The organism is Caballeronia sp. HLA56 (assembly GCF_054655155.1).
In genome coordinates, this window is the sequence record NZ_BAAHOB010000005.1 from 1999026 (window position 1) to 2018671 (window position 19646).

Consider the following 19646-nt stretch of genomic DNA (forward strand, 5'->3'; position numbering starts at 1 on the left):
TGACAGCGCGTTTTCGCCCGAACCGTTTCCGTATGGCTTGCATTTATTTCACCGCACGGCCGTCGATGTTACGCCGCAGCCGCTGTCACCAGTAGCAACGACCGTTCCCGACCCGGCTTCAAGGGTGACTCGTCGTTTTTACTTTGGACGCGGGCGCGGCTGCCGAAGCGTTTTGCTCGCCTGGCGTGCGCCGTAGCAGTCGTCGAATGATGCCGATCACCATGCCGAGCACGAACAAAAATGCAGCAGGAACGACCCAGTAGCCGACGAACGCATGCCAGAGATAACCCGCGAGCGTGGACTTGCGATGATCGTATTCGTCGAGCGCTTCCTGATGCTTGCCCGCATTGGCGCTGAGGATGTCGGCGGGACAGCCGGCGGCCCGCGCTTCGTCGGGCGCGCCATGACAGCGGGCCGCGGCGCCCGATGCGCGTTGGGCATCGGTCAGTTCCCACGTGGATAGCGACTTTTGCAGATCGACCGTGTTGTAGGCCATTTCGTCGCGTACTTCATTGACCGCGACGATCATCACCGGCACGAGCCAGAAGGTGATCGTGACGAGCCACCGCCTGAACCAGCGGTTCTTGTGTCTCCATGCCATCCATTGCCTCCGTGCGAGGCATGACGCCCCGCTAGACGAGCGGCGGCCGATGGCGTGTTTCTTCGAATATTGGGGGGCCGCCTTCGCGCCATCTTAGGAGAAAAAGACGACGGTGCGAATCATTTGCTTGGGTGCAGTGCAATATCCCCAAGCAGCAAGTGGCGAAGGATGGGCGCCGCGCGATGCCGCGCGGCGCATTACGCAATGCCGGCAATCAGCCTTTGTTGCTGAGGCAGCTCTTCATGAACGCCTTGCGGTCGTCGCCCTTCTTGCCGGATGCCTGACCATTGCACGCGGTCATCTTCTCTTGCTGGGTCATGGGCGCGGCGGCGGGCGCCGACGACGACAGACAACTCTTCATGAACGCCTTGCGCTCATCGCCTTTCTTGTCGGCTGCCTGCTTGTTGCAGTCGGTCATCTTCGATTGCTGGCTGTTGGCGGCGAACGCCGGGCTCGCGCTGATCGTGAGGCTGGAAACAGCGATGACTGCTGCAAGGGCGGTGGCTCGAATGATCATGTGACGCTCCCTGATTTGAATGAAGTTTGTTCTTTGGACGACGAATGCCGGATGCGCTCCTGACAAGCACGCGCCATCCGCCCGTGCATTATGGCAAACCGAATATCACTGATGTGTGGCATCGGGTGAAATCGGGAGACGAGAGGGAATACGCCTTGCAAACGGCTTTCGCGATAAGGCAAAAGAGCGCGCGTATGCAGCTCGCTGTAAGACCGGCATGTTCATGGACGCCTCGAGAGTTTTTAGTGCAGCATTCAGAAAAGGCGGCTGTCCTACCCACGGCCGCCACCAACGACAAGGAGCACGCGCATGTCCACTCCGCTATCCGATCACTACAAGGGTTTCGAAATCAAGGTGCAGGCTTTGCGGCGCGCGAAGGAGCGTGACGAACCCGACGACGGTCCGCGCCATTTCGATATCGTCACGACGATATCCCGCAGCGCGCACGGCGACAGCGGCCGCACCGCGATGTTCGGCGTGCCCGATCAGGAACCTTTCGAAAGCCCGATCGACGCGGTGCGCGCGGGCATCGACTACGCGCGCAAGATCATCGACAACGAGATCGAAGGCGAGTCGGTGGAAGACCTTTGAAACCCTTGACCGCAAGCACATTGCATCCGCCAACGGCCGCGGCTGGCGGCTTTCTTCTTGCGAATGCGGTCGAGCCATCATTTCGGCGCATGTTCAAAGCGCCCACTACACGTTAGCCCGATTGACCCGACGCCGCTTCGCAACGAGAATCGACGGCGGGCAAACGTTGAACAGCGTTGAAAGCAGCGACTGGACATTCGCGTTTGCCAACGCTCGTCAGGCTATGAGATTGACCAGAATCAGTTTCGCCCAGACAACTCAAAACGAAAGTACTGGAGGAGATCCATGAATCGAAACATCCGCCGCCGCGTGCTGTCGGCCGCCGTCGCGCTGATCGCGTGCTCCGCGCTGCCGTTCGCATCGTCGTCCGTCTTTGCGCAGACGCCGGCCAAGCCGAAGGTCGCGCTCGTCATGAAGTCGCTCGCCAACGAGTTCTTCCTGACCATGGAAAACGGCGCGAAGGATTATCAGCAACACAACTCCGGCCAGTTCGATCTCATCACCAACGGCATCAAGGACGAAACCGATACCGCCGCGCAGATTCGCATCGTCGAGCAGATGATCGTCTCCAAGGTCGACGCGCTCATCATCGCGCCGGCGGATTCGAAGGCGCTCGTGCCGGTGATTAAGAAGGCGGCGGATGCGGGCATCATCGTCGTCAATATCGACAACCGGCTGGACCCGGACGTGTTGAAGTCGAAGAATCTGAACGTGCCGTTCGTCGGCCCGGACAACCGCAAGGGCGCGAAGAAGGTCGGCGACTATCTGGCCAAGCATCTGAAGAAGGGCGATGAAGTGGCGATCGTCGAAGGCGTGACCACGACGACCAACTCGCAGGCGCGCAGCGCCGGCTTCAAGGACGCGATGGAAGGTGGCGGCATGAAGGTCGTCGCGCTGCAGTCGGGCGACTGGGAAATCGACAAGGGCAACGCGGTCGCCTCGCAGATCCTGAACGCGAACCCGAACGTGAAGGCGCTCCTGTGCGATAACGACAACATGGCGATCGGCGCGGTGTCGGCCGTGCGCGCGGCGGGCAAGGCGGGCAAGGTGCAGGTGGTCGGCTTCGACAACATCACGGCCATCAAGCCGATGTTGAAGGACGGCCGCGTGCTCGCCACCGCCGATCAATACGCCGCAAAACAGGCGGTGTTCGGGATCGACGTGGCGCTGAAGGCGATTTCCGGCAAGAAAAAGCAGTCGGAGCTGTCGACGGTCGTGGAAACGCCGGTCGAACTGATCACGAAGTAGGCATGACATGACGAGCTGCTGCCTGTCGTCGCACGCGGCGATGCAGCAGTCAGCTCCGCCCGCCGGAACACGGAGCGGGCGCAAACCTTCACTACGGCATGAATGCGCGAGCTTCGGTCCATTCAAGTTTCGCGGCTTTCATGCCGATAAAGCACGAACGAGCGCGTTTGAACGTCGACGTAGGCTCTTGCCTGCGCGACGCTTTGCGCCAAGCCGTCGGGCCCCAAGCGGAACACACAGCGAGGATGCGTAGCCAATTCCATGGCGCCCCTTTCGAGGAGCGAACGACGTGAACGATGCCAGCGTGCTGACAGTCAGCGGCGTCGGCAAGACCTATGTCGAGCCGGTGCTCGCGGACGTCACCCTCGACCTCGTGCCGGGCGAAGCGCTCGCGCTGACGGGCGAGAACGGCGCGGGCAAGAGCACCTTGTCGAAGATCATCGGCGGGCTGGTGAACCCCACGGCCGGCACGATGACGCTCGCCGGCAAGCCGTACACGCCGCAAAGCCGCACCGAGGCCGAAGCGCTCGGCGTGCGCATGGTCATGCAGGAGCTGAATCTGCTTTCGACTTTGTCGATTGCGGAAAACCTGTTTCTCAACCGCCTGCCGAAAAAAGGCGGCTTTGGCTGGATCGACCGCAAGAAGCTCGCGGAAGATGCGCGCCACGCAATGGCGCAAGTCGGGCTCGACGCCATCGACCCGGACACGCTCGTGGGTGCGCTCGGCATCGGGCATCAGCAAATGGTGGAGATCGCGCGCAACCTGATCGGCGATTGCCGCGTGCTGATCCTCGATGAACCGACCGCCATGCTCACCGCGCGCGAAGTCGATTTGCTGTTCGAGCAGATCGACCGCCTGAAAGCGCGCGGCGTCGCGCTCGTGTACATCTCGCACCGGCTCGAGGAATTGCGCCGCGTTGCCGAGCGCGCGGCCGTGCTGCGCGACGGGCGTCTCGTGCATCTCGGACCCATGGCCGAACTGTCGAGCGATCGGCTCGTGACGCTGATGGTCGGACGCGAACTCGGCGAGCGTATCGACCTGGGCGAAAGAAGAATCGGCGGCGTGGCGCTGAAGGTCGCCGGCATGACGCGCGGCAGCGTGGTGCGCGACGTCTCCTTCGAAGTGAAGGCGGGCGAGATTTTCGGGGTGAGCGGGCTGATTGGCGCAGGCCGCACCGAGCTCATGCGCCTGATTTACGGCGCGGATCGCGCGGATTCCGGCACGGTCTCGATTGCGCACGGCGGGCAGGCGTTGCGGCCCGTTGCCGTGAATTCGCCGTCGGATGCGGTGAAGCACGGCATCGCGCTCATCACGGAGGACCGCAAGGGCGAGGGCCTGCTGCTTGGCTTGCCTATCGCTGCGAACGTTTCACTGGGTAATCTCGACGCGGTGTCGCGTCACGGCGTGATCGACACGAAGCGCGAAGCCGCGCTCGCGCAGACGCAGATCGACGCCATGCGTATCCGCACATCCGGGCCGGCGCAGGCCGTCTCGGAACTGTCGGGCGGCAATCAGCAGAAAGTGGTGATCGGCCGCTGGCTCGCCCGCGACTGCACCGTGCTCCTGTTCGACGAACCGACGCGCGGCATCGACGTGGGCGCGAAGTTCGATATCTACGGGCTCATGGGCGCACTGGCGCGCGAAGGACGCGCGCTCGTGGTCGTGTCGAGCGATCTGCGCGAACTCATGCTGATTTGCGACCGTATCGGCGTGATGTCGGCGGGACGGATGACGGGCGTGTTCGAGCGCGCCCACTGGACGCAGGATGCGCTGCTTGCCGCAGCCTTCGCGGGCTATGCGAAACGCGAAGCCATGCTGCACGAGCCGCTCGCGCCGGACGCGAAGCCGCCCGAACAGGACCAAAAAGTGGAGCACTGAATGACCGGTCAGACTCAAGCCAATCTGCCAGCCGATGCGCCGAAGAGTCCGAAGGGCATCGGCACGCGGCTCGGCTTTTCGAATTACCTCGGTCTCGTCGGCGCGCTCGCCGCGATGATCGCGCTGTTTTCGGTGCTGAGTTCGCACTTCCTCACCTACGAGACGTTCAGCACCATCGCCAACCAGATTCCGGATCTGGTCGTGATGTCGGTGGGCATGACCTTCGTGTTGATCATCGCGGGAATCGACTTGTCGGTGGGGTCGGTCCTGGCGCTCGGCGCATCGGTCGTGAGCGTCGCCGCGTTGAAGTGGCATTGGCCCGCGTTGCCGTCCGCGCTGATGGGCATGGCCGCCGCCGCGCTGACGGGCACGCTGACCGGGCTCGTCACGGTGGCGTGGCGCATTCCGTCGTTCATCGTGTCGCTCGGCGTGCTGGAAGCGGCGCGCGGCGTCGCCTACCAGATGACCAATTCGCGGACCGCGTATATCGGCGACGCCTTCGATTTTCTGTCGAATCCGATCGCTTTCGGCATTTCGCCGTCGTTCGTGATTGCGGTCGCCGTGATGATAATTGCGCACCTGGTCTTGACTCGGACGGTTTTTGGCCGATATCTCGTAGGAATAGGCACGAACGAGGAAGCCGTGCGGCTTGCGGGCGTGAATCCGCGTCCTTACAAGGTAATCGTTTTCGCGTTGATGGGCGCTCTCTCCGGGCTCGCCGCGCTATTTCAGATTTCGCGCCTCGAAGCCGCCGACCCTAACGGCGGCGCGGGGCTGGAGTTGCAGGTGATCGCGGCGGTGGTGATCGGCGGAACGAGTCTGATGGGCGGGCGCGGCTCGGTCATCAGCACGTTCTTCGGGGTCTTGATCATTTCCGTGCTGGCGGCGGGGCTCGCGCAGATCGGCGCGAACGAACCGACCAAGCGCATCATCACCGGGGCGGTGATCGTGGTGGCGGTCGTGCTCGACACGTATCGCAGCAGGCGTAAGCGGGCTTGACGGGGAGCGCCAGGCGAATTCGACCAAGGAGCAAAGGGTAAGGCAGTACGGCGCGCACGGGGCGCGCCGGGATGACAGGCAGCATGCAGCAAAGACCAGGGCGATCGGGGAAGCGGCAGCATTACGCCGTAGCTGACGGGAACAGCGAAACCAAAAAGCGCACGCGAGGCCAGTGCGCACCGAACGCCTATTTCAAATAAGAGAGCAGCAGCACAAAGATAGCGAAGGACGATGTATGGCGACGATAAAAGACGTGGCAGCCATTGCCGGGGTGTCGTTTACGACGGTGTCCCATGTGGTCAACAATTCGAGGCCGGTATCGGCCGATGTCAGGGCGAAGGTAGAACGGGCAATTCGTGAACTCGATTACGTGCCCTCGGCCGTCGCGCGTTCGCTGAAGGCGAAGTCCACCGCGACCATCGGCCTCTTGGTGCCGAACGCGACGAACCCTTATTTCGCGGAACTCGCGCGCGGCGTCGAGGACGGCTGCGCGAAGAACGGCTATTGCGTATTCTTCTGCAATTCGGACGACGATCCCGCGAAGCAGCGCCACTACCTGCGCGTGCTGCAGGAAAAGCGCATCGACGGGCTGGTCATTGCATCGGCGGGTGAGGATTCGGTGCTCGCGCACAGCCTTTCTGGATCGCGCGAACCGCTCGTGATCGTTGACCGGAATATCGAAGGCGTCACGGCCGATCTCGTGCAGATCGATCACGAGAAGGGCGCGTATCTCGCCACGCGGCATCTGCTGCAACTCGGGCATTCGGAGATCGGCTGCATTACCGGGCCGGTCGCGACGGCGGTGAGCGCTATGCGTCTGCATGGCTTCATTCGCGCGATGGCCGAACGCGGTATCGAGATCGAGCCGAACGCGATCGTGCAGAGCGATTTCTCGGCGACAGGCGGTTACGCGGCAGCATCGCAACTGTTCGACTCGATGAAGCCGACGGCCATTTTCGCGTGCAACGACATGATGGGCATCGGTGCATTGCGGGCGGCCGCGGAACGCCATATCAACGTGCCGACGGATTGCTCGATCATCGGTTTCGACGATGTCGAACTCTCGCGGTACACGTATCCCGCGCTCTCTACCGTCGGACAGTCGGTGCGCGCGCTCGGCGAAATGGCCGCGCAAACGCTGATCGAGCGGATCACCGGCAAGCTCGCGGGCAATACGCGGCGGCGCGTCGTGGCACCGCGTCTCGTGCGGCGCGAATCGACGGCGGTCGTGCACGAGGCGCGACGCGCCGGATAGAAGTTGGAAGCAACACAAGGAGCGTAATGAGCGACAAGTCAATAGCCAAGCAAGGCCGCGTCACCGTGGTCGGCAGTCTGAACATGGATCTGGTCGCACGCGCGCCGCGTCTGCCGAAACCCGGCGAGACGCTCGCAGGCCACGCGTTCGCGCAAGTGCCGGGCGGCAAGGGCGGTAATCAGGCGGTGGCGGCCGCGCGTCTGGGCGCGGAGGTCGCGATGATCGGCTGCGTTGGCGACGACAGCAACGGTGCGACGCTCAAGACGAGTCTCGAGGCGGAAGGCATCGACTGCGCCACGGTGGCTCTCAGCACCGACGCGCCAACGGGTGTCGCGCTCATCATCGTCGACGATGCGAGCCAGAACGCCATCGTGATCGTGGCGGGCAGCAACGCGCAGGTGACGCCCGAGAGCATCGCGTCTCAAGAGGCGCTTCTTGCGCGCGCCGACGTAATCGTTTGCCAGCTGGAAACCCCACCGGACACGGTGCGCGCGGCGCTTGCCGCCGGCCGGCGCCTGCAGCGCACGACCATCCTCAACCCCGCGCCCGCCGCGAACGAGTTGCCGGCCGACTGGTTCGGCCTCGTCGATTATCTGATTCCGAACGAACTCGAAGCCGCGACGCTGTCGGGCATTGCCATTTCCACACCCGACGATGCGCGCCGCGCCGCGCACGCGCTCCGGCAAAAAGGCGCGCGCAACGTGATCGTGACGCTCGGTGGGCAGGGCGTCTTCGCGCTGCTCGAATCAGACGGTAACGGCGACGACGGTGGCCAGCACTTGCCTTCGCCGAAAGTGCAGGCTGTCGATACCACCGCTGCGGGCGATACCTTCATCGGCGGATTTGCCGCGGAACTCGCGCGCGGCTCGGCGGTCCTCGACGCCATCGGTTTCGGCCAGCGCGCCGCCGCGCTTGCGGTCACGCGTGAGGGCGCACAGCCTTCGATTCCGCATCGCAGCGAAATTTCCGCATAAGTGTTCAGTTTCGCTGAAAACCGGCGCGTAGCTTGCGCCGTTCTTTTCATCTGATGAAATAAATATCCTCAAGCCAGTCCCTTTCGCGCCGTTTACATAGTGAGCGAGCGCAGAAGCGCCGCTACGCGAATCGGTTGCGGCGACTCTCCGCGCGCGCCGGCCCTCACCTGGCTACGACCGCATTGACGAGCGGCATGGGACGACACATGAACAAGGCTTTGACCATCAAGGCGCGCATCGGCATCTCGATGGCGTTTCTCGGCGCGCTGCTGATCGCCATCGGGGCGCTCGGCCTCAGCGGCATGAATCACTCGAACACCGCGTTTCTCGATACCTACTCGAATCAGATGCCGAGCGCCATCGCCGTCGGCAACACCGAGATGTACGCCATGCGCGAACGGCTCGTGTTCGATCGCGGCGCGCTGCTCGCGGGCACGGCGGAAGTCGCGGCGACCATCGAGCGTTCACGCCTCATGCGCGAGCGCGCCGATGGCTTCTGGAAGCAATACACGGCGCTCCCGCAAGAGCCCGGCGAAGCGCGCCTCGCGGAAGCGGCGCAGGCCAAACGTCTCGAACTGCAGCGTGAGCTCGACAAGGGCCTCCAGGCCGTTGCCGCCAACGACCACGACGCGATCATCGCTTCCGCCAAGTCGATGCAGGCGATCTACAACGATTACGCCAACGCCAACGAAACGCTGCGCAAGTTTCTGTCCGAGTCCTCGCACAAGAGCTACGAAGACGCGCAGAGCCAGTTTCTGTGGTTCCGCGCGGTCGCGATGTCTGCCATCGCGCTCGGGCTGGCCGCGGCGGCGTTCGCGTGGGTTTCGCTCCGACGCGCCATCGCGCGCCCGCTCGAAGCCGCGCTCGGCCATTTCGAGGCGATTGCCGCGGGCGACCTGCGCCGTGAAGTCGTGGTCACTTCGCGCGACGAAATGGGGCAATTGCTCGAAGGACTCGCCAAGATGCGCGCAAGCCTTCTGACGACGGTTCGCACCGTGCGCTCGGGCAGCGAATCGATCGCGTCGGCCACACAGCAGATCGCCGCCGGCAATACCGATTTGTCGTCGCGTACCGAGGAACAAGCATCCGCGTTGCAGGAAACCGCGTCGAGCATGGAAGAGCTGACCGGCACGGTCCGTCAGAACGCCGACAATGCGCGTCAGGCAAGCGCGCTCGCGGCCAACGCGTCGGAGATCGCGGGCAAGGGCAACACGGTCGTCATGCAGGTCGTCGATACCATGGGCGAGATCAACCGCAGTTCGTCGAAGATCGCGGACATCATCACGATCATCGAGGGCATTGCGTTCCAGACCAACATTCTCGCGCTCAACGCAGCCGTGGAAGCGGCCCGCGCGGGCGAGGAAGGGCGCGGCTTCGCGGTGGTCGCGGGCGAAGTGCGCTCGCTTGCACAGCGTTCGTCGGCGGCGGCGAAGGAAATCAAGGAGTTGATCGATACCTCGGTGGCGCGCGTGCAGTCGGGCACCACGCTCGTCGATGAAGCGGGCCGCACGATGAACGAGATCATCGGCGCGGTGCAGCGCGTGACCGACATCATGGGCGAGATCGCGGCGGCGTCGGAGGAGCAGTCGAGTGGTATCGACCAGGTGTCGCTCGCGGTCACGCAGATGGACGAAGTGACGCAGCAGAATGCCGCGCTCGTCGAGGAAGCGGCGGCAGCGGCGCAATCGCTGGAAGATCAGGCGGGACGTTTGCGTCAGGCGGTTGCGGTGTTTCAGGTAAATGAGGGTTTCAGCGCGGATGCGCCTTTGGCTTCGACTTCGGTGAGCGCCACCAGGCGCGTTACGCGCAAGCCAGCGGCTGTGGCGGCAAGCAAGCGCCCCGTCCCCGCCAAGCCTTCGCAGGCAGCAAAGCCGGCTGCCACGCCGGCGGTTGCAGTGGCGGCTGCAAGCGGGGATTGGGAGACGTTTTGAGCCCGCTGCGGTAACGGAACTTCGCCGTCGCGCGCATGGCGGCGCCAAGTCTAAAGCCGGAGGTGCGAACGCAAGACGCACCTGTCGCCATCATCGAGCGCGTCCCCGTACACTGATGCCACCGCATCATCTTGCATACGAGGACTATCGACATGACCGGATCGACACTCGCCGCACAGCTCGTGGAAGCGCGCCGGCAGCATCGGAGCATCGAGACGCTTGCGCCGCGCGACATTCCCGTAGACGCGCCCACGGCCTATGCCATTCAGCACGAGACGCTGCGTGCGGCAAACGCGCGCATCGGCGCATGGAAGATCGGCGCCCGCGCGCCCGATGCGCTCGCCGCAGGCGCACCCATCGATGCAGACCTCGTGCATGTATCGCCTGCGCGGCTCGCGTTCGACTCGTTTTTTCACGTACTGGTGGAACTCGAAATAGCGTTTCGCTTCGCCTACGCGCTGCCGCCGCGTAGCGACCCTTACAGCCACGCCGAAGTCCTCGACGCACTGGGCGGCATGGCCGTCGCACTCGAAATCGTCGATAGCCGCCTCGCGCAATGGCCCAACGTCGACCCACTCGCGCAACTTGCCGATTCGCAGAACAACGGCGCGTCATCGTGAGCGGCATGGAGCCTTATGAGGTCGTATCGGCGGGCTTCGACTTCTTGTCGCCGCGTATCGAATTGACGCTCGATGGCCTGCCGATTGCTCCGGCCGCGCAAGGCAATCCAGCGGGCGATCCCCGCGTCTTGCTGCCGTGGCTCGTCAATCATTGTTCGCGCATGGGGCTGACGGTCGAACCGTTCTGGACCATCACCACGGGTTCTTATACGGGCGCTTATCGCGTGGAAGGTCCCGCGATGGTGCATGGCGCGATCGACCGCATCGGCGAGCTCGAACTCGTTCTTACCTGACGCTTCATGTCACGTCGCACCACGCGTTCATAGAGTCCACACGCCACGCGCGGTTATTGTCACGACAGCCGCGTTATTGCATCTGACATGCATGCGCGCACGTATGAGTCATGAGATGGAAACAACAGCGTGCGGCGCCCCACGATGCTGGCGGATGAAGGCAGGGTATGAGTGACAAAAGCGCGGTCATGCGTACAGGCGGCGAGAACGCCGCACAAGACCATGTGCAAAAGAGGAGATTGGGATGAGGATTGTAGGGCACCGAAAATAATTCGTGTAGCTAGCACTTCTTCTCAGATGGATAGCTTCGCAAGTGCGTGAAAAAAAATTCGAAAGGGTTTAGGATGAATTCAAGCGATGTCGTTTCGATTACGCGCGTTGCGCACGGCATAGCTTTCTGACTTCGGCGAGGAGGTAGCATGGATATCTACAGCAGTTTCGCGACCCGCTTCGAAAAAACCCGCGAGGAGGAATTCTCGCTCGAAGAGTATCTCGCGCTCTGCAAGGAAGATCCTGCCACATATGCAACAGCGGGCGAACGTATGTTGACGGCCATCGGGGAACCCGAGTTCGTCGACACGAGACTCGACCCGCGGCTTTCGCGTGTGTTTGCGAACAAGGTCATCAAGGTGTATCCGGCATTCCGTGAGTTCTACGGAATGGAGGAAGTGATCGAGAACGTCGTGTCGTATTTCCGGCACGCGGCGCAGGGTCTGGAAGAGAAGAAGCAGATCCTGTATCTGCTGGGTCCGGTGGGCGGCGGCAAGTCGTCGATCGCCGAACGTTTGAAGCAGCTTGCCGAGCGCGTCCCGTTCTATTCGATCAAGGGCTCGCCCGTCAACGAATCACCGCTTGGCCTCTTCGATTACGACGAAGATGGTCCCGTGCTCGAGGAGCAATACGGCATTCCGCGCCGCTATCTCAAGAGCATCTTGTCTCCGTGGGCCGTGAAGCGCCTGCACGAGTACAACGGCGACATCCGCAAGTTCCGCGTGGTGCGTCGCTATCCTTCCATTCTTCGTCAGATCGGCATTGCCAAGACCGAGCCTGGCGACGAGAACAATCAGGACATCTCCTCGCTCGTCGGCAAGGTGGATATCCGCAAGCTCGAAACCTATTCGCAAGACGACGCGGACGCATACAGCTATTCGGGTGGCCTGTGCCTCGCCAATCAGGGCATGCTCGAATTCGTCGAAATGTTCAAGGCGCCGATCAAGGTGTTGCACCCGTTGTTGACCGCTACGCAGGAAGGCAACTTCAAGGGCACGGAAGGCTTCGGCGCGATCCCTTTCGACGGCGTGATTCTCGCTCACTCGAACGAGTCGGAGTGGAAGGCGTTCCGCAACAACAAGAACAACGAGGCACTGCTCGATCGTATTTTCGTCGTGAAGGTGCCGTATTGCCTGCGCTACGGCGAAGAGGTCAAGATCTACGAAAAGCTTCTGCGTAACTCGTCGCTGGCCGAGGCGGTATGCGCGCCCGGCACGCTCAAGATGATGGCGCAGATGGCCGTGCTCACGCGTTTGGCTGAACCTGAAAACTCCAGCCTCTTTTCGAAGATGCAGGTGTACGACGGCGAGAACCTCAAGGACACGGACCCGAAGGCGAAGTCGTATCAGGAGTACCGCGACTTTGCCGGTGTGGACGAAGGCATGACGGGCGTGTCCACGCGCTTCGCGTTCAAGATCTTGTCGCGCGTCTTCAACTTCGACTCGTCGGAAGTCGCGGCGAATCCGGTGCATCTCATGTACGTGCTTGAACAGCAGATCGAGCGCGAACAGTTTCCGCCGGAGACGGAGCAGAAGTATCTGTCGTTCATCAAGGACGTGCTGGCTTCGCGCTACGCCGAATTCATCGGCAAGGAAATTCAGACTGCTTATCTGGAATCGTATTCGGAGTATGGGCAGAACATCTTCGACCGTTACGTGACGTATGCCGACTTCTGGATTCAGGACCAGGAGTTCCGCGATCACGATACCGGTGAAAGTTTCGACCGTGCCTCGCTCAATGCGGAACTGGAAAAGATCGAAAAGCCGGCAGGCATCAGCAACCCGAAGGATTTCCGCAACGAGATCGTGAACTTCGTATTGCGTGCGCGGGCGGCCAATGGCGGCAAGAACCCGGCGTGGATCAGTTATGAGAAGCTGCGGGTGGTGATCGAGAAGAAAATGTTCTCGAACACCGAAGAACTTCTGCCGGTCATTTCATTCAATGCGAAAGGTTCGGCCGAAGAGCAACGCAAGCATGAAGACTTCGTCAATCGCATGGTCGCGAAGGGCTACACGCCGAAGCAGGTCCGGCTGCTCTGCGACTGGTATCTGCGCGTGCGCAAGTCGTCGTAAGCAGGAGGCGGCATGCTGTAATGTAGGTCCGCGCCGCTCGGGACCGAAGTTTGCGCCGCAAGGTGTGACTTCCTGAGCGGCAAAGCGGGCACTTTGCGAGAGAGAGACGCTGGCATGCCCTTCGCGGCAGGCCCAAGGCTCGCGCAGCGCCTCGCATCCTCGCCATCAACGCGGGAGACTGAATGTGCTGCACCAGATCATCGACCGCAGGTTAGCTGGTAAGAACAAGAGCATCGCCAATCGCGAGCGCTTTCTGCGACGCGTCAAGAACTACATTCGCCGCGCGGTTTCGGACGCGGTGCGCGATCGCAGCATCAAGGATATTCAGAGCACTCAGAGCATCACCATCCCCAAGAAGGATATCGCCGAGCCCTCGTTCCGTCATGGACCGGGCGGCAAGCGCGAGTATGTTCATCCGGGCAACGCTGACTATATTCGCGGCGACAAGATTCCGCGTCCGCAAGGCGGTTCGGGCGGCGGCGGCAAAAGCGCGAGCAACGAAGGCGAGGGCCAGGACGACTTCGTGTTCGAACTGTCGCGCGAAGAATTCATGCAGTACTTCTTCGACGATCTCGAACTGCCGCGTCTCGTGAAGACGCAACTGCTCGCGGTGCCCACGTGGAAGAACGTGCGTGCGGGCTGGGCGGCGGAAGGTACGCCGAACAACATCGACGTGGTGCGTTCGCTGAGGAGCGCGCTCGGGCGGCGTATCGCGCTCGGCATGCCGCTCACCGCGCAACTGCGCGAGATGGAACGTCAGCTCGAAGCACTCAAGAGCGATAACGCCGATCCCGAAGACATCGCGCGGTTGGAAGCGGACATCGTGATCCTGCAGGGCCGGATCACGCGTATCCCGTTCATCGACCCATTCGATCTGCGATATGTGAATCGCGTCAAGCAGCCCACGCCGTCGAGCAAGGCGGTCATGTTCTGTCTGATGGACGTTTCCGGCTCCATGGACGAGCAGCGCAAGGACTTGTCCAAGCGCTTCTTCATTCTCCTTTACCTGTTCCTGCAGCGGAACTACGAGAAAATCGAAGTGGTGTTCATCCGCCATCACACGCGAGCCGAGGAAGTGGACGAAGACACTTTCTTCCATTCGACCGAAAGCGGCGGCACCGTGGTGTCGAGCGCGCTCGAACTCATGAAGAAAATCATGGACGAGCGTTATTCGCCGACAGAATGGAACATTTACGGCGCGCAAGCATCGGACGGCGACAACTGGACCGACGATTCCCCCAAGTGCCGCAAGCTCCTTTCGGACGACATCCTGCCGAAGGTACGTTATTTCGCCTATATTCAAGTTGCGCCAGAAGAGCAAAATCTGTGGGTGGAATATGCGCAACTTGCGCTCGGCGCGCCTGAACTGGCCATGAAGAAGGTGGACTCCGCCGCGGACATCTACCCCGTGTTCCGCGAACTCTTCGAAAAGCAACAGGCGGCTGCATGACGAAACGGAATGTGCAGAAGGAAGCGCGCAAGGCTCAACCGGATGGCACGGACGATCGTGCGGTTGCATCGACGTTGGAACTGGAAGAAGGGAAGGAAGCAGACAAGGAAGTAGTCGAAGACAAGGCGTCCGAGGAGACGCACAAGGAAGGCAGGATGAATGTTGCAGAAAAGCGGCCGCTGCCGTGCCCGTCCGACTGGACCGTCGAGATGATCGAGGAATACGACGCCGAGATATCGCGCGTCGCCAACCGATACGGGCTCGACGTCTATCCCATTCAGCTCGAAATCATCAGCGCCGAACAGATGATGGATGCTTATGCCTCCGTCGGCATGCCGGTGAATTATCGGCACTGGTCGTTCGGCAAGCACTTCTTGTCGACCGAGAAAAGCTATCGGCGCGGGCAGATGGGTCTCGCGTATGAGATCGTCATCAATTCGAACCCATGCATTGCGTACCTCATGGAAGAGAACACGATGACGATGCAGGCGCTCGTCATCGCGCACGCGGCCTACGGGCACAACTCCTTCTTCAAGGGCAATTACCTCTTTCGGCTTTGGACCGACGCGCACGCGATCATCGACTATCTCGTGTATGCGAAGAATTACATCGCCGAATGCGAGGAGCGCTTCGGGCTGGATCGCGTCGAGGAACTGCTCGATTCCTGCCATGCGCTGATGAATTACGGCGTCGATCGCTACAAGCGCCCGCAGAAACTTTCGCTTGCGAAGGAAGCCGCGATGCGGCGTGAACGCGAGCAATATCTGCAGTCGCAAGTCAACGAACTCTGGCGCACCTTGCCGAATCGCAAGGCACAGTCCGCCGAGGAAATCGAAAGCCGTTATCCACCGGAGCCGCAGGAAAACTTGCTGTACTTCGCGGAAAAGAACGCGCCGCTGCTCGAGCCGTGGGAGCGCGAAGTCATTCGTATCGTGCGCAAGGTCGGGCAGTATTTTTATCCGCAGCGGCAGACGCAGGTGATGAACGAAGGCTGGGCCACGTTCTGGCACTACACGCTGCTCAACACGCTCTATAACGAAGGCCGGCTCGAAGACGGCTTCATGATGGAGTTCCTGCATTCGCACAGCAACGTGGTGTATCAGCCGCCCGTCACGAAGCCGTATTACAGCGGCATCAACCCGTACGCGCTCGGCTTTTCGATGATGAGCGACATTCGCCGCATTTGCGAAAACCCGACGGATGAAGATCGCGAGTGGTTCCCCGAACTCGCCGGTAGCGACTGGCTCGAATCGCTGCACTACGCCATGCGCAACTTCAAGGACGAGAGCTTTATCGCGCAGTATTTGTCGCCGCATCTGATCCGGGAAATGCGCCTCTTCTCGATTCTCGACGACGACATGCGCGATTCGCTCGAAGTCTCGGCCATTCACGACGGCAGCGGGTATCGCTATGTGCGGCAGGCGTTGTCGCGCCAATACGACATACATCATCGCGAGCCGAACATTCAGGTCTATTCGGTAAACACGCGCGGCGACCGCAGTCTCACGCTGCGCCACTTCATGACGGACAACCGGCATCTGTCGAACGACAGCGACGAAGTGCTCAAGCACATGGCGCGCTTGTGGCAGTTCGACGTTTATCTGGAGAGCGTCGATGAAAATGGCACGGTGAGAAAGCGCTTCGACTGTCGGTACACGCCGCCGAATCACGCGCGCTGATCGGTAGCTTTAAAGAAAAACGGCTCCTCGCGGAGCCGTTTTTTTCTTGTCCGAAGCAGGCTTCAGATTTCCTTGCCTTCCTCGTCTTGCGTGAAGATGTCCCAGCTTGCCATGAAGAGCGCCGCAACCAGCGGCCCGATCACGAAGCCATTGATGCCGAAAAGCGCCATGCCGCCGAGCGTCGAAATGAGCACGACCCAGTCAGGCATCTTCGTGTCCTTGCCGACGAGAATCGGACGCAGGACGTTATCCACGAGACCGATCACGACCACGCAAAATCCAACCAGCACGAGCCCTTGCCAGATCTGGCCGGTCGCGAAGAAGTAGATCGCCGCGGGCGCCCAGACCAGCGCCGCGCCGACCGCGGGCAGGAGCGAGAGAAACGCCATCAGCACGCCCCACAAGAGCGAGCCGTTGATCCCGAGAATCCAGAAGATGAGCCCGCCCAGCAAACCCTGCGCGGCGGCGACCGCGATATTGCCCTTGACCGTCGCACGCACGACGGTCGTGAACTTCGCGATCAGATGCTGCTTCGGCGCCGGATCGAGCGGCAAGGCGCGACGGATGCGCCGGCCGATCTCGCCGCCATCGCGCAGCAGGAAAAACACCAGATACAGCATGACGCCGAAGCTCACGACGAACTGGAACGTGTTCTGGCCAATGGACAACGCCTGCGCCGCCGCGAACTGACTGATCTGCGCCGCGCCTTCCATGAGTCGACGCTGGATGCCAGGGATATCGTCAAGACCGTAGCGCCCGAGCATCTGCTGCACCGAAGTCGGCAGCGCATGCAGCACGTGCTGAAAGTACACTCCGAAATTCAGGTCGCCGCTCTTGATGCGCGCGTAGACAAGCGCGATTTCCTGCACGAGCGTCACGGCCACCACGGCCAACGGGATGATGACGATGAGAATCGCCGCAGCCAACGTCGTCATCGCGGCGAGGTTGCGCCGCTTGCCGAAGCGCACGGTGAGCCAGCGCTGCATTGGCTGAAACAGGATAGCGAGAATCGCGCCCCAGAAGATCGCGCCGAAGAAAGGCAGGAGCACCCACGCAAGCGCGAGCGTGACGACGAACAACAGGATATGAAAGAAGCTTTGATGGACGGACTGATTATTCATTGGGACCGGTTAAGCGGAAGGGGAGCGGGCAGCGCCGCTCGAGTTCGCGCATGCTAGCACGCGGCTGCCGACGTCATTCATGCACTGCATTGGAGCGCTGTTTAGACCGGCGGTTCGGTCAGCGTTCAACCATTGACACCGCTCTCGACTAAAATCCGGCTTTCATTCCTTGCGGACCGCTTCCGGTTTCAATCGAGCCGGATGCAAGAGCAATGCGCGTTCCACGTGCGTGCCACGGTGCGCTTTATGTATCGAACAATGAATCCTGGTGTCGTCTACGCATTCGCGGCCTTCGCGCTTTGGGGCCTGTTTCCGATCTACTTCAAGGCGTTGCATTCGATTAGCGCGCTAGAGATGCTTGCGCACCGCATGGCCTGGTCGCTGATCTTCCTCTTCATCGTCCTGACGGTGCGGCGTCAGTGGCGCTGGCTCGGCCCGGTGCTGCGCGACAAACGTCTGCTTGCGCGCTTCGCGGCGAGCGCCGTGTTGCTATCGACGAACTGGGGCATTTACATCTGGGCGGTAAACGATGGGCGAATCGTCGAGGCAAGTCTTGGCTACTTCATCAATCCGCTCGTCAACGTGCTGTTCGGAATGGCCTTCCTGCACGAGCGGTTACGGCCGATGCAGTGGTTCTCCGTTGTCATCGCCGCGCTCGGCGTGCTGTGGCTCACCTGGGTGAACGGCGCGCCGCCCTGGATCAGTCTCGCGCTCGCGTTGACTTTCGGCGGCTACGGATTGTTGCGCAAGACGGCGAAGCTCGGCGCGCTCGAAGGGCTCACGCTCGAAACCATGTTGCTGTGTCCTGTCGCGCTGCTTTATTTATTCGTGCTCGGCGCGAACGGACATAGCGGTTTCCTGGATGCGTCCGTGGGCATCGAGGTGCTTCTCGCGGCGGCCGGGCCGATCACCGCCGTGCCGTTGCTGCTGTTCGCGGCCGGCGCGCGGCGCATTCCCTTGTCGATGCTCGGCCTGATTCAGTACATCACGCCGACGCTGCAGTTGCTCATCGGCGTGGTGATTTATCAGGAGGCGTTCGGGCATGACCGTCTGATCGGCTATGGCGCGATCTGGGCGGCGTTGGCGATTTATTCGCTCGAAGGCTTGTATCGGGCGCGGCCGGGGCGAGGGTGATCAACGCAACGCGTCACCCCATCGGTACTCCACCGTCAGATCGTCGAGCTTCGCCTTGAGTTCGGCATCGATCGGCTGATCCACTGTCGCGAGCGTCTCGTCGAGCTGTTCGACGCGGCTTGCACCGATGATCGCCGAGGTCACCGCCGGATTCGCCAGCACCCATGCAAGCGATGTGCTCGCAAGCGACCGGCCGTTTTCCTTCGCCACATCTTTCAGCTTTTCGATGGTCTGGAACTCGCGCTCATGCCAGTAGCGCTGCTGATACATTTCTCCCGCCTTGCCGACCGTCGCGGTAAAGCGTCCGTCCGAAGGCGCGGCGTCGTGCTTGTGCTTGCCCGTCAGCAAGCCACCCGCAAGCGGGTTATACGGGATCACGGCGAGCCCTTCTTCCACCGTCAGCGGCAGCAGTTCACGCTCGATCTGGCGAAACAGCAGGTTATAACGCGGCTGAACGGAAACGAAGCGGGCGGTGCGCAGTACATCGGCGCGACCTAGCGCACGTGCGAGCCTGTACGCCAGAAAATTCGATACCCCGACATAGCGTGCCTTGCCGCTTCTCACGATGATATCGAGCGCTTCGAGCATCTCGTCGAGCGGCGTGTCGCGATCGTCGTTATGCAGTTGATAGAGATCGACGTAGTCGGTGCCGAGACGCTTCAACGACGCGTCGATTGCATCGAGCAGATGCTTGCGCGATGCGCCCTGATCCCATGTAAGCGGCCCCATCGCGTGCACGGCCTTGGTGGCGAGAATGTATTGATGCCGCCGGCCCTTCAACCAGCGTCCGACGATTTCCTCGGTGCGGCCCGCGAGGTCGTTCGTCGCGCCAAGCGGATAAACGTTGGCGGTGTCGATGAAATTGACGCCCGCCTCGGCCGCGCGATCCATGATGGCGAACGACGCGTCTTCCTCCGTCTGCAAACCGAAGGTCATCGTGCCGAGGGTGAGACGCGAGACGGTGAGACCGGTGCTGCCGAATTTGCGATATTGCACGATTGCGCTCCCGAGG

Annotated in this window: 15 protein-coding genes and 1 pseudogene; 12 read left to right on the forward strand and 4 right to left on the reverse strand. The window is 61.6% G+C overall.

What is annotated here, in order from left to right; genetic code table 11:
- Positions 1–118: 118 nt before the first annotated feature.
- Both ACYQ47_RS28925 and ACYQ47_RS28930 read right to left on the reverse strand, forming a co-directional pair.
- Positions 119–601: a hypothetical protein gene (locus ACYQ47_RS28925; RefSeq protein WP_250464863.1), complete on the reverse strand. Its 483-nt coding sequence runs from the start codon at positions 599–601 to the stop codon at positions 119–121.
- Between the two features lie 214 nt (positions 602–815).
- The gene (locus ACYQ47_RS28930) at positions 816–1118 is read right to left on the reverse strand and encodes a PsiF family protein (RefSeq protein ID WP_244827888.1); all 303 of its coding nucleotides are present in this window, start codon (positions 1116–1118) and stop codon (positions 816–818) included.
- Positions 1119–1427: 309 nt separating this feature from the next.
- Here ACYQ47_RS28930 and ACYQ47_RS28935 point away from each other — a divergent pair, with 309 nt between their 5' ends.
- The 11 genes and pseudogenes from ACYQ47_RS28935 to ACYQ47_RS28985 all read left to right on the forward strand — a co-directional run bounded on the left by ACYQ47_RS28935 (position 1428) and on the right by ACYQ47_RS28985 (position 16379).
- Complete coding sequence (locus ACYQ47_RS28935; RefSeq protein ID WP_244827887.1) at positions 1428–1709, forward strand: hypothetical protein; 282 nt, start codon at positions 1428–1430, stop codon at positions 1707–1709.
- 285 nt (positions 1710–1994) lie between these two features.
- Positions 1995–2957, forward strand: a complete 963-nt coding sequence (locus ACYQ47_RS28940) for a sugar ABC transporter substrate-binding protein (protein WP_244827886.1) — start codon at positions 1995–1997, stop codon at positions 2955–2957.
- Positions 2958–3246: 289 nt separating this feature from the next.
- The gene (locus ACYQ47_RS28945) at positions 3247–4836 is read left to right on the forward strand and encodes a sugar ABC transporter ATP-binding protein (protein ID WP_459908118.1); all 1590 of its coding nucleotides are present in this window, start codon (positions 3247–3249) and stop codon (positions 4834–4836) included.
- Complete coding sequence (locus ACYQ47_RS28950; protein ID WP_244827884.1) at positions 4837–5835, forward strand: ABC transporter permease; 999 nt, start codon at positions 4837–4839, stop codon at positions 5833–5835.
- A 235-nt stretch (positions 5836–6070) separates the two neighbouring features.
- Positions 6071–7090 carry a LacI family DNA-binding transcriptional regulator gene (locus ACYQ47_RS28955; protein ID WP_244827883.1) on the forward strand — a complete coding sequence of 340 codons (1020 nt, stop codon included), beginning with the start codon at positions 6071–6073 and terminating at the stop codon, positions 7088–7090.
- A 26-nt stretch (positions 7091–7116) separates the two neighbouring features.
- Positions 7117–8064 carry a ribokinase gene (gene rbsK, locus ACYQ47_RS28960; RefSeq protein ID WP_250525859.1) on the forward strand — a complete coding sequence of 316 codons (948 nt, stop codon included), beginning with the start codon at positions 7117–7119 and terminating at the stop codon, positions 8062–8064.
- Between the two features lie 206 nt (positions 8065–8270).
- A complete protein-coding gene (locus ACYQ47_RS28965; protein ID WP_459908122.1) occupies positions 8271–9995 on the forward strand; it encodes a methyl-accepting chemotaxis protein in 1725 nt (574 codons plus the stop codon).
- A gap of 152 nt (positions 9996–10147) precedes the next feature.
- Positions 10148–10908: pseudogene (locus tag ACYQ47_RS28970) on the forward strand (2-keto-4-pentenoate hydratase).
- 419 nt (positions 10909–11327) lie between these two features.
- Positions 11328–13250 (forward strand): PrkA family serine protein kinase, encoded by a 1923-nt coding sequence (locus ACYQ47_RS28975; protein WP_244827879.1) that lies wholly within the window; start codon positions 11328–11330, stop codon positions 13248–13250.
- 184 nt (positions 13251–13434) lie between these two features.
- Positions 13435–14700 carry a YeaH/YhbH family protein gene (locus ACYQ47_RS28980; RefSeq protein ID WP_244827878.1) on the forward strand — a complete coding sequence of 422 codons (1266 nt, stop codon included), beginning with the start codon at positions 13435–13437 and terminating at the stop codon, positions 14698–14700.
- Positions 14701–14855: 155 nt separating this feature from the next.
- Positions 14856–16379, forward strand: a complete 1524-nt coding sequence (locus ACYQ47_RS28985) for a SpoVR family protein (protein ID WP_250492406.1) — start codon at positions 14856–14858, stop codon at positions 16377–16379.
- A 62-nt stretch (positions 16380–16441) separates the two neighbouring features.
- On the opposite strand, the gene ACYQ47_RS28990 is transcribed toward ACYQ47_RS28985, so the two are convergent.
- A complete protein-coding gene (locus ACYQ47_RS28990; RefSeq protein ID WP_459908125.1) occupies positions 16442–17500 on the reverse strand; it encodes an AI-2E family transporter in 1059 nt (352 codons plus the stop codon).
- Between the two features lie 258 nt (positions 17501–17758).
- On the opposite strand from ACYQ47_RS28990, the gene rarD reads away from it, so the two are divergent.
- Positions 17759–18634 carry an EamA family transporter RarD gene (gene rarD / locus ACYQ47_RS28995; RefSeq protein ID WP_250492390.1) on the forward strand — a complete coding sequence of 292 codons (876 nt, stop codon included), beginning with the start codon at positions 17759–17761 and terminating at the stop codon, positions 18632–18634.
- Here the strand turns inward: rarD and ACYQ47_RS29000 are convergent, their stop codons facing one another.
- Positions 18635–19630, reverse strand: coding sequence for an aldo/keto reductase (locus tag ACYQ47_RS29000; protein WP_459908127.1), 996 nt, complete (start codon positions 19628–19630; stop codon positions 18635–18637).
- Positions 19631–19646: the final 16 nt, after the last annotated feature.

Bases quoted from the DNA above. Each gene is read 5' to 3' on its own strand.
- ACYQ47_RS28940 (WP_244827886.1), top strand. From the start codon at position 1,995: ATGAATCGAAACATCCGCCGCCGCGTGCTGTCGGCCGCCGTCGCGCTG.
- rbsK (WP_250525859.1), top strand. From the start codon at position 7,117: ATGAGCGACAAGTCAATAGCCAAGCAAGGCCGCGTCACCGTGGTCGGC.
- rarD (WP_250492390.1), top strand. From the start codon at position 17,759: ATGAATCCTGGTGTCGTCTACGCATTCGCGGCCTTCGCGCTTTGGGGC.
- ACYQ47_RS28975 (WP_244827879.1), top strand. From the start codon at position 11,328: ATGGATATCTACAGCAGTTTCGCGACCCGCTTCGAAAAAACCCGCGAG.
- ACYQ47_RS28935 (WP_244827887.1), top strand. From the start codon at position 1,428: ATGTCCACTCCGCTATCCGATCACTACAAGGGTTTCGAAATCAAGGTG.
- ACYQ47_RS28950 (WP_244827884.1), top strand. From the start codon at position 4,837: ATGACCGGTCAGACTCAAGCCAATCTGCCAGCCGATGCGCCGAAGAGT.
- ACYQ47_RS28985 (WP_250492406.1), top strand. From the start codon at position 14,856: ATGAATGTTGCAGAAAAGCGGCCGCTGCCGTGCCCGTCCGACTGGACC.
- ACYQ47_RS28930 (WP_244827888.1), bottom strand. From the start codon at position 1,118: ATGATCATTCGAGCCACCGCCCTTGCAGCAGTCATCGCTGTTTCCAGC.
- ACYQ47_RS28925 (WP_250464863.1), bottom strand. From the start codon at position 601: ATGGCATGGAGACACAAGAACCGCTGGTTCAGGCGGTGGCTCGTCACG.
- ACYQ47_RS28990 (WP_459908125.1), bottom strand. From the start codon at position 17,500: ATGAATAATCAGTCCGTCCATCAAAGCTTCTTTCATATCCTGTTGTTC.
- ACYQ47_RS28955 (WP_244827883.1), top strand. From the start codon at position 6,071: ATGGCGACGATAAAAGACGTGGCAGCCATTGCCGGGGTGTCGTTTACG.
- ACYQ47_RS28965 (WP_459908122.1), top strand. From the start codon at position 8,271: ATGAACAAGGCTTTGACCATCAAGGCGCGCATCGGCATCTCGATGGCG.